The organism is Chengkuizengella sp. SCS-71B, assembly GCF_040100845.1.
Taxonomy (GTDB): Bacteria; Bacillota; Bacilli; order Paenibacillales; family KCTC-33759; genus Chengkuizengella.
This window is the reverse complement of the sequence record NZ_JAZHSH010000001.1, coordinates 3,062,234-3,074,913: the sequence shown is the minus strand read 5'-3', so window position 1 is coordinate 3,074,913 and position 12,680 is coordinate 3,062,234. Positions and strand designations below refer to the sequence as shown.

Annotated in this window: 11 protein-coding genes; all 11 read left to right on the top strand. The window is 35.7% G+C overall.

Going from position 1 to position 12,680, the window contains the following annotated elements; all coding sequences use genetic code 11:
* The first annotated feature begins 346 nt into the window (after nucleotides 1-346).
* Entirely contained in the window at nucleotides 347-1,360 is a 1,014-nt protein-coding gene (locus VQL36_RS15110; protein ID WP_349250116.1) for an NADP-dependent oxidoreductase, read from the top strand.
* Between the two features lie 332 nt (nucleotides 1,361-1,692).
* Nucleotides 1,693-2,301: a signal peptidase I gene (lepB, locus tag VQL36_RS15105; protein ID WP_349250115.1), complete on the top strand. Its 609-nt coding sequence runs from the start codon at nucleotides 1,693-1,695 to the stop codon at nucleotides 2,299-2,301.
* A gap of 370 nt (nucleotides 2,302-2,671) precedes the next feature.
* Nucleotides 2,672-2,812, top strand: coding sequence for a hypothetical protein (locus VQL36_RS15100; protein WP_349248363.1), 141 nt, complete (start codon nucleotides 2,672-2,674; stop codon nucleotides 2,810-2,812).
* Nucleotides 2,813-3,006: 194 nt separating this feature from the next.
* The gene (gene ltrA / locus VQL36_RS15095; RefSeq protein WP_349248364.1) at nucleotides 3,007-4,269 is read left to right on the top strand and encodes a group II intron reverse transcriptase/maturase; all 1,263 of its coding nucleotides are present in this window, start codon (nucleotides 3,007-3,009) and stop codon (nucleotides 4,267-4,269) included.
* Between the two features lie 231 nt (nucleotides 4,270-4,500).
* On the top strand, nucleotides 4,501-4,917 hold the full coding sequence (locus VQL36_RS15090) for a GNAT family N-acetyltransferase (RefSeq protein ID WP_349250114.1): 417 nt from the start codon (nucleotides 4,501-4,503) through the stop codon (nucleotides 4,915-4,917).
* A 38-nt stretch (nucleotides 4,918-4,955) separates the two neighbouring features.
* Nucleotides 4,956-5,192 carry a hypothetical protein gene (locus VQL36_RS15085; protein WP_349250113.1) on the top strand — a complete coding sequence of 79 codons (237 nt, stop codon included), beginning with the start codon at nucleotides 4,956-4,958 and terminating at the stop codon, nucleotides 5,190-5,192.
* Nucleotides 5,193-5,581: 389 nt separating this feature from the next.
* The gene (locus VQL36_RS15080; RefSeq protein WP_349250112.1) at nucleotides 5,582-6,352 is read left to right on the top strand and encodes an electron transfer flavoprotein subunit beta/FixA family protein; all 771 of its coding nucleotides are present in this window, start codon (nucleotides 5,582-5,584) and stop codon (nucleotides 6,350-6,352) included.
* Complete coding sequence (locus tag VQL36_RS15075) at nucleotides 6,345-7,328, top strand: electron transfer flavoprotein subunit alpha/FixB family protein (RefSeq protein WP_349250111.1); 984 nt, start codon at nucleotides 6,345-6,347, stop codon at nucleotides 7,326-7,328. Before VQL36_RS15080 ends, VQL36_RS15075 begins: the two co-directional genes overlap by 8 nt.
* Nucleotides 7,329-7,352: 24 nt before the next feature.
* Nucleotides 7,353-9,026, top strand: a complete 1,674-nt coding sequence (locus tag VQL36_RS15070; protein ID WP_349250110.1) for a long-chain fatty acid--CoA ligase — start codon at nucleotides 7,353-7,355, stop codon at nucleotides 9,024-9,026.
* 16 nt (nucleotides 9,027-9,042) lie between these two features.
* The gene (locus tag VQL36_RS15065) at nucleotides 9,043-11,403 is read left to right on the top strand and encodes a 3-hydroxyacyl-CoA dehydrogenase/enoyl-CoA hydratase family protein (RefSeq protein WP_349250109.1); all 2,361 of its coding nucleotides are present in this window, start codon (nucleotides 9,043-9,045) and stop codon (nucleotides 11,401-11,403) included.
* A 40-nt stretch (nucleotides 11,404-11,443) separates the two neighbouring features.
* Nucleotides 11,444-12,622: an acetyl-CoA C-acyltransferase gene (locus tag VQL36_RS15060; RefSeq protein ID WP_349250108.1), complete on the top strand. Its 1,179-nt coding sequence runs from the start codon at nucleotides 11,444-11,446 to the stop codon at nucleotides 12,620-12,622.
* The last annotated feature ends 58 nt before the right edge of the window (nucleotides 12,623-12,680 follow it).

Genomic DNA, 12,680 nt, shown 5'->3' with positions numbered 1-12,680 from the left:
TACTTTCATTTATTGGTATATTTGCTGGTTTAGGAATTGGTAGTTTAGAAAATCCAGATTACTTTCTATCTTTTTTGCTAGTCATCGGTGTATTTCTTAATTGGATAAATAGATTCTCTGGTATTTTTATTCTATGTTTTGGTTTAGCAGTTATTATTACTTTGGTATGATGTATTTTTTCTTTTTATAATATAGTGTAATTTTTTTGAATATAATAATGTATTCTTCAGTACATATTGTTTTGACAAATTTTAAAAATAATGTTATTTTTTAATTGTCTAAAATTGAATTGTACACAATTTATTATGAAGAGTAAATACTTTACTTAATGAAAGGTGATTATCCAATGCAAAATGAAGAAATTCAATTAGCTTCCAGACCAGTAGGTCTACCAGATGAAAAAACATTTCGATTTGTTACTACAGAAATGCCAACACCTAATGAAGAAGAAATTTTAGTGAAAACGCTATATCTTTCAGTAGACCCATATATGCGAGGGCGTATGAGAGAGGGCAAATCTTATGTAGCACCTTTTGCAATTGACGAAGCCATCTCTGGTGGGGTTATTGGAGAGGTAGTAGAATCCAAATCTTCTAACTTCCAAAAAGGTGATATTGTAACGGGCATGTTAAATTGGGCTCGTTATCAAACAATTAACGAAGCATCCGTACAAAAAGTCAATCCTTCTTTAGCACCGATTTCAACAAGTCTTGGTGTTTTGGGTATGCCTGGAGCAACAGCCTATTTTGGATTAATGGATATTGGTCAGCCAAAAGAAGGTGAAACGGTTGTCGTATCTGGTGCAGCAGGTGCTGTAGGTATGATTGTTGGACAAATTGCAAAAATCCAAGGAGCTCGTGTGGTTGGTATCGCAGGTTCTCAAGATAAAATCGATTATTTAGTCAATGAACTAAACTTTGATGCTGCTATTAACTATAAAGACTCTGATTTTAAAACGAAGTTAAAAGAAGCTTGTTCTAACGGAGTAGATGTATATTTTGAAAATGTAGGCGGAGATATTTCTGACGAAGTGTTTAAACGATTAAATGTAAATGCTCGTATTCCTGTTTGTGGAGCGATCTCATCCTATAATAATAAAGAAATAGATTTAGGTCCGCGAGTTCAAACACTTTTAATTCAAAATCGTGCGCTAATGAAGGGGTTTTTAGTATTTGATTATATTGATCGTTTTCCAGAAGGCATTAAACAATTAGCTGGTTGGATGATGGAAGGAAAGTTAAAATATGAGGAGACGATCGTTGAGGGATTTGAAAACACACCTGAGGCTTTTGAAGGTTTGTTCAAAGGGACTAATTTAGGTAAATTATTAGTTAAGGTAGCTGATCCAAGTTTAACGTAAAATTGAATTTATAAACTTTAAGGGAAAATGATAGGTGTATTTTATATTAAACCTATTATTTTCCCTAATTTATTCTTATCTTTACCTTTCATTCTTGTTTAATACAAGTTGCAGTGTAATCAATACATCATTTTCTGTATCTAACAATACAGTGTGTGGATTTTTCATTCCAAAATCATCAAAGGAAGTTTTGTGTCAGAATGAAGTCCAGATTCATTTTTTGAATCGATTGATATATTTTGCTAAAATGGTGTTACATTATCATAAACAATAAACAGAAACACACTTCATCGTTTTTTAGATTACTAAAAACATAAGGAGATGAACTACATATGAAGCAAACAACGAAGTCTATAAGAAAAGAAATCGTAAGTTGGATGGTCACATTTTTGGTAGCATTTGGTGTAGCTTTTTTTATTCAAAGTGAAGTGTTTGCAGTTACTGAAGTGAAACAATCTTCTATGGAAAATACTTTATTTGAAAATGAAAGATTAATTATCGATAAGTTTACAGATACATTTGATGATTTTGATAGAGGAGATATTGTTATTTTTACAGAAGAGAAACAAACTGGAGGGTTTTGGAGTAGCAGTATCGGAATTCAATTGGATGATTATGTGGATAAAGTGACAAATGGTGAACCGAGAAAAAGACTCGTGAAGAGAATCATAGCCATCCCAGGTGATACCATTGATATTAAAGAGGGTCAAGTATACATTAATGGTGAAATAATTGATGAACCTTATGTAAAAAGCGATAAAACATTTTCAAGAAATGTAGAATTACCTATTGAAGTTCCTGAAGGGGAAGTTTTTGTAATGGGTGATAATAGGATGATAAGCAGGGATAGTCGAGATATTGGACCAATAGATATAACCACTATTGAAGGAAAAGCAATTTTCAAAATGTGGCCGATAAATGAAATAGGTTTGATAGATTAACTTTTGAAAAAGGAGTTTGAGTTAGATATTGCTACTTTTGATGATTTTAATAAGTTAGACCAGAGCAAAAAGTAAAAAATGGAGATAAATTAGGTTAACACGAATGTCCAGAAAGCTGCTTTTTCCTTAAGGGAGCAGCTTTTTTAAGTGCGCCCAGCATGGGTGCAGTCTATAGGGTGAAAGTCCCGAGCTGTGAAGGCAGAAGTAGCAGTTAGCTCAACGCAAGGGTGTCCGTAGTGATGCGGAATCTGAAGGAAGCGAGCGGCAAACTTCCGGTCTGAGGAACACGAACTTCATATAAGGCTAGGTATCATTGGGTGAGTTTGCTTAACAAAACAAAGCCCTTTCTGCCAAAGATGGTACAGAGTAAATGGAGCAGATAGATGGAAGGAAAGACTGCATTCTTACCTGGGGAGATCTGTATGAAATGCGAAGTAAACTTCGTAACCCTGCTTGTGAAAGCAGGCTGAACATACAGAAGTCAGCAGACGCCATAGTACGTGAGCTGTGACGACAGTAAACGGAAGGGCTGAACATGAAATAGGAATTGAACGACTGGAATTTCAAGAGTAAGTGATGAAAGCAGACAATCCAGTACGGACTTATCTGAGGAAAGTAATGGTGAATCCATGAGGGTACTCAGAAGGGCTGAATTTACTCATGGCATGAACAGGAGAACAATTCACGTAAGGAGCGTATCTAAGAATGATGGAGTCATTATTGTCACAGGAAAATTTAATTACAGCACTCAAGCGAGTGGAAGCGAACAAAGGAAGCCATGGAGTAGACGGCATGTCTGTCAAAGAGATACGGACACATATTCTACAAAACTGGCATATTCTTCGTGAGCAGTTGGAAAAGGGGGCTTATGAACCGAGTCCAGTCCGTCGGGTCGAAATCCCGAAACCGAACGGTGGAACTCGCTTTCTTGGTATCCCCACTGTGATAGATCGATTCATTCAACAAGCAATAACGCAAGTATTAACCCCAATATTTGATCCTATGTTTTCTGAACAAAGCTATGGTTTTCGTCCAAAGAGACGAGGACATGATGCAGTGAGGAAAGCAAGACGATTCATGCAAGAAGGATACCGTATTGTAGTGGATATTGATTTAGAGAAATTCTTTGATCGAGTGCATCATGATCGTCTCATGGCAAAGTTAGCAGAACGAATCCCAGATAAAACCTTATTAAAACTTATACGAAAATACCTCCAATCTGGCGTGATGGTAAATGGACTCGTTAAACCTACGACAGAAGGAGCGCCGCAAGGTGGACCATTAAGTCCAATATTATCAAATATCGTATTAGATGAACTAGATAAGGAACTAGAAAAGCGAAACCTGAGATTCGTACGCTATGCGGACGACTGCAACATCTATGTTAAAACGTGGAAGTCAGGATTACGAGTGAAGCGTTCAGTAACAGAATTCATCGAAAACAAGCTAAAGTTGAAGGTAAACCAAGAGAAAAGCGCGATAGACCGACCATGGAAACGAAAGTTTCTAGGTTTCACCTTTAGTTGGGACAAGAAGAATCCAAAAGTGAGGATATCCAAAGTATCCATGCAACGAGTGAAAGCAAAGATACGAGAGATTACATCAAGGAGAAGTCCCGTAGCTATGGAGATGCGAATTAAGAAACTCAATCAATATCTAACAGGATGGTGTGGCTATTACGCATTAATAGATACACCTACGATCTTTCGAGAATTGGATGAATGGATACGAAGAAGATTAAGGATGTGTCTTTGGAAACAATGGAAGAAACCGAAAACGAAAGTAAGGAAACTTACAGGTTTAGGTATCCCTAGAGAGAAGGCATATGAATGGGGTAACTCGAGAAAGAAATACTGGAGAATTGCCTGTAGTCCAATTCTTCATAGAACCATGAATAATAAATTCTGGTCAAATCAAGGTTTGCGAAGTTTAATGGATAGATACAAATACTTACGGAATATGACATGAACCGCCGCATACCGATCGGTACGTGTGGTGGTGTGAGAGGTCGGGGGCTAGCCGCCCCCTCCTACTCGATTGACTTAGCTAAGAGAAGGGATTTTATAATGATCTACCAATCAAATGAATTGCTAGTTCGAGAATTAGAGCAAAAAGATGTGAATCTACTTGTGAAATGGTTATCTGATCCGTTAGTTTTAAAGTACTTATGAAGGTAGAGATAATCCTCATGATATTCATATGGTAAAAAGACATTTTTATAGATATGAGCAGAACGTCACAAGATGTATTGTTGAATTTGAACATGTAGAAATTGGATATATTCAGTTTTATTTATTGGATGAAGAAGAAAAGAAAGAGTATGGATACGCTGATAACAGTCGATTGATTTATGGAATGGATCAGTTTATAGGTGAAATATCTTATTGGAATAAGGGGATCGGAAAATCTTTAGTAAATTCAATGATTCATTTTTTAATCAATAGAAAAAATGCTGATGTTATAGCGATGGATCCTCAAACATGGAATGTAAGAGCAATATCTTGTTATGAAAAATGCGGTTTTAAAAAAAAGAAATTATTACCTGATCATGAATGGCATGAAGGTAAAAAAAGAGATTGTTGGTTAATGGTTTATACGAAGTCGGAGGTTAAATAACTAAATTTATTTTACTATAAAAGAGGGATTAATAACTCATGGCACAATTACTACTGTTTATTTTAATAGGCATTATTGTTGGAATCTGCTTAATATCGATGCATATCGTTGGTTTTATTCTCATGTTTGCTATAATTTTTGGCATGTTATTAAAAATAATTGTTCAATTATCAAGAATTCCAAAACCTTTTGATCCACTAACTACAAAACCACAACGTAGAATCTCAAGAATAACTGAAGCAGAGTATAATAAATATTTCAAAGATAAGGAATAGGTTAAGGTTACAAATCGACTTTACTTAATAACGTAATTCAAGATCAACCGGAACAATTTGAAAAAAAATTATTTAAAGAAGCATCCTGCCGGGAAATTGATTACATATAGATTTTCCAGTTTCCATCTTTTTTATCCATCTACACATTTAGATTGCCAATTTTTATTGTGATTTCCAATAATTAAAACTCTGGATTATAAGAAAATTGTTTAAAAGGGTATCTGTCTGTTAAAAAAACAATTAAAATTAATGATGAAGGTATAAAATGTTTTAATTATGGGAAACTGACTATTTACACGAAATGACCGAATCGGTATAATAGTATAGAAAGGTAAACAACATTTGAACTAATATTTATAAATTAAGCACAAAAATAGGAGGGGAGAGTATTGAATCTTTTAGTATGTCTTAAACAAACCTTTGATACTGAAGAGAAAGTACACATCGAAAACGGGAAGGTTAATGAAGACGGGGCAAAGTTCGTCATTAACCCTTATGATGAATATGCTTTAGAAGAAGCGATTCGTTTAAAAGAACAATTTGGCGGTGAAGTGACTGCAGTTACAATTGGAACTTCTCAGGCTGAAACTGCATTGAGAACAGCTCTTGCAATGGGGGCTGATCATGTTGTTTTAATAAACGATGATCGTTTAATGGGAGATGAATTCACGACATCAAAAGTGTTAGCTGCGTTCATGAAAGATAAAGATTATGATTTAATCTTAAGCGGTTACATGTCTGTTGATAATGGCGGAAGTCAAAGTGGAATACGTTTAGCAGAAGAATTGAATATCGCTCATGTGAATGCAATTACCAAACTAGAGGTACAAGGTAAACAAGTAGTAGTAGAACGTGATGTGGAAGGAGATGTTGAAGTTATTGAGGCTGAGCTTCCGGTTCTAATCACAGCTCAACAAGGACTAAATGAACCTCGATATCCTTCTTTACCAGGTATCATGAAAGCGAAAAGAAAACCGATTCAAGAGCTTAAAGCAGAAGATTTATCGATTGATCTAGATCAGATTCAAGCAAAAACCAAAATTATAGATCAGGTACTTCCACCAAAAAGACAAGAAGGAAGAATACTTCAAGGTGAAATGGCGGATCAAGTGAATGAGCTCGTAAACTTATTACAAGGTGAGGTGAACATCAATGGGTAGAGAAGTAATCGTATTTGCTGAGATTAAAAATGGAAGTTTACGTAATGTTTCTTTTGAAGTTTTAAATGCAGCAAAACGTGTAAATGATGGTGGGAAAATTACTGCAGTGATTTTCGGCGAACAACCAGATTCATTTGCTGAATCTCTTACTGCTCACGGAGCAGATGAAATTTTAGTTGTAAACAATGAGGAGCTAACAAATTATACAACAGATGCCTACACTCAGGCTTTTATTTCTATATTAAATGAAAAAAATCCAGATGTAATTTTGATGCCTCATACTGCATCTTGTAAAGACTTTGCGCCTCGTTTAGCATCCCATTTAAACTGTGGACTTATTACTGATTGTACAGATGTAAATATTGAAAACGGAAACATTGTATTTACTCGTCCAATTTATGCAGGTAAAGCATTTCAAAAGAGGGAAGTTATCGATGGAAAGATTTTTGCTACGATAAGACCTAACAATATTCCGAGTGGTACAGAGGACAGCAGTCGTACAGTGAACAAAGACACTATGAATGTCAATATTGAAAACATTCGTACAGTTGTAAAAGAAGTTGTTCAAAAAGCAACGGAAGGTGTAGATTTGTCTGAGGCAAAAATCATTGTATCTGGAGGTAGAGGAGTAAAAAGTACTGAAGGGTTTGAGCCTATTAAAGAATTAGCAGATGTTCTCGGTGCAGCTGTTGGAGCTTCAAGAGGTGCGTGTGATGCTGAATATTGCGATTATTCTTTACAGATTGGACAGACGGGTAAAGTTGTAACACCAGATTTATATATTGCCTGTGGGATTTCTGGAGCAATTCAACATCTAGCAGGAATGTCTAATTCAAAAATCATCGTAGCTATTAATAAAGATCCTGAAGCGCCAATATTTGATATTGCTGATTTTGGAATTGTTGGAGATCTATTTGAAGTAGTGCCAATGTTAACAGAGTACTTTAAAAAGGTAATTAACAAACAAGCTTCATAACAATATGGTGAGGTGGTTTTTTTGATGTCTAAGGATCCATGGACAAAAAATTATCCAGAAGGAATTGAACCGCATCTTGAATATCCTTCACAATTAGTATCAGATTTTTTGAAAAATTCAACTGAGCAATTTCCCAATCATAATGCTATTTATTTTTATGGAAAAAAAATCACCTATAAAGACCTTATCAAACAAGCTTATAAATTTGCTAACCTTTTGAAGGAAAAAGGGGTTAAACCCGGAGATCGTGTAGCAATAATGCTTCCCAATATACCTCAATATGTTTATTGTTATTATGGAGTTTTATTTATGGGAGGCATTGTTGTTCAAACGAATCCATTATATGTAGAAAGAGAGCTTGAATATCACCTGAAAGATTCGGGAGCTAAAACTATCGTTGCACTTGATTTAGTTTATTTCCGAGTGAAAGCGGTTAAAGAAAAGGTCAATTTGGAGAATATTTTTACCACAAGCATACAAGATCATTTACCCTTTATAAAAAAGTCATTATATCCTTTAGTGCAAAAAATTAAAAAAGGACCTTACACACGTTTAAATGTAGAAAAAGAGCAAGTACTATCATTAAAAAAAGAATTACAACAAGCTTCAGACAACCCAGTAGAAAATCCAGGCAAACCTGATGATGTGGCAGTTTTGCAATATACGGGTGGTACTACAGGGGTTTCTAAGGGAGTGATGCTGACTCATATGAATCTTGTGTCAAACACAATTCAATGTCAAGCATGGGTTAAAGTAAAAAAAGGGCAAGGAAGTGTATTGGCGGTAGTACCTTTGTTTCATGTTTATGGTATGACCACTTGTATGAACTTTAGTATTTCATCAGGTGCAGTGGTGAATTTAATTCCTAAGTTTGAGGTGGATTCATTATTAAAAATAATAGAATCACAGAAACCTACTATTTTCCCAGGGGCACCAACATTATATCAAGGTATTATAAACCATCCCAAAGTCAATCAAACGGATCTTTCTTCTATCGAATGTTGTATCAGTGGTTCAGCCCCATTACCAGTGTCAACGCAACAAAGGTTTGAAGAGTTGACCAATGGGAAGCTGGTAGAAGGTTATGGACTATCTGAAGCTTCTCCTGTTGTTATCGCGAATCCAATATGGGGACATCGAGTAGAAGGAAGTATTGGTATTCCTTGGCCAAACACAGAAAGTAAGATTGTTAACGAATTAGGTGAAGAAGTCGCTCCTCATGAAATCGGTGAACTCATTGTAAAAGGACCGCAAGTCATGAAGGGATACTGGAATCAACCAGAGGAAACAGCAGCAGTAATAAGGGATGGTTGGTTATATACTGGAGATATGGGTTATATGGATAGTAAAGGATACTTTTATATTGTAGATCGTAAAAAAGATATGATCATCGCAAGCGGTTACAATATATATCCTAGAGAAATTGAAGAGGTTTTATATAAACATCCAGCAGTAAAGGAAGCTATTGTTCTGGGAGTTCCAGACAAATATCGTGGAGAAACCGTAAAAGCATATATTGTTCGAAAGAAAGATTCAAATGTAACAGATGAAGCGCTGAATCAATATTGCCGTACTAATTTAGCTTCATATAAAGTCCCGAGAATATATGAATTTCGTGATGAGCTTCCTAAATCAATGGTTGGAAAAATATTACGTAGAGTATTGGCAGAAGAACATGCTGCCACACTCGAAGAATAAAACCAGGAGGTAAAGTATGGAAAAACAAATTCGTAAAGCAGCTGTATTAGGGTCTGGCGTGATGGGTGCATCCATTGCTGCTCATTTAGCAAATGTAGGTATTGAAACTTTCCTTTTAGACAGAGTGATAGAAGGGGAAAAAGATCCTAATGTGTTAGCAAAGACTGCGAAAAAAAATCTTTTAAAAGCAAAGCCGAGTCCAATATATTCTAAACAATCTTTAGAACTTATTAAAGTAGGAAATTTTGAAGATGATCTTCATCGTGTTTCTGAGGTTGATTGGGTCATTGAGGTTGTTATAGAAAATCTAGAAATTAAAAAACAACTGCTTAGTAAGGTAGAACAACATTGGAAACCAGGCACGATTGTAAGTTCTAATACTTCAGGAATTTCTATTCAACAAATATCTGAAGATTTATCAGATTCATTAAAAAAGAACTTTTTAGGCACCCATTTCTTTAATCCTCCAAGATATATGAAGTTACTAGAGTTGATACCAACAGAGGCAACAGATCCTAACATTGTACAAATGATGGCGAAGTTTTGTGAAAGAAAGTTAGGTAAAGGGATTGTTATAGCTAAAGATACACCTAACTTCATTGCAAACAGAATTGGGACATATGGATTAATGGTCGTTTTACATGAAATGGAGAAGTTTGGATTGTCCGTAGCTGATGTAGATCAGTTGACTGGACCACTTACAGGTAGACCAAAAAGTGCTACTTTTAGAACTTTAGATTTAGTAGGATTGGACACATTTGTATTTGTTGCAAATAATGTTTATGAAAATGTAGGTGAAGGACCTGAGAAGGAAATCTTTAAAGTTCCTGAGCTGTTGACTGAGATGGTGAAAAACGGTCAATTAGGCGAGAAAACAAAAAAAGGTTTTTATCAGAAACAACGAACTGATGCAGGAAAAGAAATTTTACAATTTGACATTCAGAGTAAAAGTTATGTTCCTAAAACAAAAACGAAATTTACTTCTGTTGAAAACGCAAAAAATGCAAAAGGTTTAAAAGGGAAATTAAAAGCCTTAATTACTTCCGATGATGCAGCAGGAAAATTTGTTTGGGAGATTATGAAAAAAAGCTGGTTGTATTCTGCTAGTAAAGTACCGGAAATTGCTGATGACATTTCAGCCATCGATGATGCAATGAGATGGGGATTCAATTGGGAGCTTGGACCTTTTGAAGCTTGGGATGCTGTAGGTTTAGAATCTACCGTTGCTCGAATGAAAGAAGAGGGAGAAGTAATCCCAGCATGGATTGAAAAAATGCTTTCAGATGGTAAAACATCATTTTACCAGAAAGAAGAAGATAAAACTTTTTATATAAAAATAGATGGTGGCTTAAATGAGAAAGAGATACCAAAAGAATTTATAGATTTAGAATTAATAAAAGAGAAAAATGGTGTTATTAAAAAGAATACAGGTGCAAGTTTAATTGATATTGGTGATGACATTGCTTGTTTACAATTCCATTCACCAAACAGTACTGTTGGACCTGATGTATTACAAATGTTCCTTCATTCTTTTGAGGAAGTAAGAAAGAATTATCGTGGTCTTGTAATTGGACATCAAGAAAAACACTTTTGCGTTGGTGCAAATTTAATGATGATGTTAATGGAAGCTCAGGATGAAAACTGGTTTGAAATTGATCAGATGATTACTACTTATCATCAAGTTGCGATGAATATGAAATATTTTGAAAAACCAATCGTATCTGCTCCATTCAATATGTGTTTAGGCGGAGGAGTAGAGCTTGTTATTCCTGCACCACATGTGCAAGCATCAGCTGAAACATACATGGGGTTAGTAGAAGTAGGTGTTGGTTTAATCCCAGCAGGTGGCGGAACGAAGGAAATGTTATATCGTAATACGGTACCAATGGATATCAACAAAACAATTGATCTACAGCCGTTTGTTAACCGAGTATTTGAGAACATTGGTCAGGCAAAGGTATCAACTAGTGCCGCAGAAGCTAGGGACCTTGGATATTTAAGAGAAACAGATCGAGTTACTGTCAATTCAGATTATTTACTTCATGATGCAAAACAGGCCGTATTAGGCATGTCCATTGCAGGATATGAAGCACCTCAAGCTAAAAAAATCAGAGTTGTCGGAGAACCTGGTCTAGCTACATTAAAGATGGGCTTATATCACATGAAGTCTTCAGGTTATATCAGTGACCACGATGAATTAATAGGGACTAGACTTGCTAACATTTTAACAGGTGGAAATATCCCAGCGAATACATTAGTTGATGAGCAATATATTTTAGATCTAGAAAAAGAAGCATTTTTGAGTCTTTTAGGTGAACCAAAAAGCCAAGCTAGAATGCAGCATATGTTATTAAAAAGAAGACCTTTGAGAAATTAAAAGTATTTTATATAAGTCTTACTTTGAGAGGAGTAATATTATGAAAGAAGCTGTTATTGTTTCAGCAGTGAGAACACCAATGGGTAAAGCTCATAAAGGTTCTCTTGCAAATACACGTGCAGAAGATTTAGGAGGTCTTGTAATTGAGGAGGTTGTTAAACGTACTCCTGGATTATCTCCTGATGAAATTGAAGATGTCATTATCGGTTGTGCTATGCCTGAAGGTGAACAAGGTTTAAATATGGGACGTATTGCAGCTTTAAGAGCAGGATTACCGGATTCAGTACCTGGTTTAACCATTAATCGTTTTTGTTCTTCTGGTTTACAATCTATTGCTTTTGCAGCAGAACGAATCATGAGTGGATTCTCAGATGTGATTGTTGCGGGTGGGATAGAGAGCATGAGTCATGTACCTATGTCAGGATTTAAACCTCAACCAAATCCATATTTGGTAGATCATCGCCCTGAGGTATATATTTCCATGGGGAATACAGCTGAGAATGTAGCAAGTGAATATGAAGTATCTCGTGAAAAACAAGATGCTTTTGCTGTAAGTAGTCATCAAAAAGCAGCGGCTGCAATTGAATCTGGAAAATTCAAAGAAGAAATTGTTCCTGTTCCAGTTAAGCAGACGATTATAAATGATGCTGGTAAACAAGAAGAAGTATCCTTTATGTTTGATACAGACGAAGGTGTTCGTGCAAGTACAAGTGTAGAAGTGTTGTCTAAATTAAGACCTGCATTTTTACAAGGAGGTTCCGTAACAGCTGGAAACGCATCTCAAATGAATGATGGAGCTTCAGCGGTTGTAGTTATGTCTAGAGAAAAAGCAGATCAATTAGGATTAAAACCAATGGCTATTTTCCGCAGCTTTGCTGTTGGAGGTGTAGGTCCAGAAGTTATGGGAATTGGTCCTGTTGTAGCTATTCCAAAAGCATTAGAACTTGCGGGATTAACGTTAGACCAAATTGATTTATTTGAAATCAATGAAGCTTTTGCAGCTCAAGCTCTTGCTGTAATGGAAACATTAAAAATTAATCCAGATAAGGTAAATGTTAATGGAGGAGCGATTGCATTAGGTCATCCACTAGGATGTACAGGTGCTAAATTAACTACAACATTGTTACATGAAGCAAAACGCAGAAATAGTAAATATGGTGTGGTTAGCATGTGTATTGGCGGTGGTATGGGCGCTGCTGGGGTATTTGAATTTGTTTAAAATTAAACTCTAAATTTCAGATCCGAAATGAATTCGATCCAGCCTTAGAGCTGGGTCG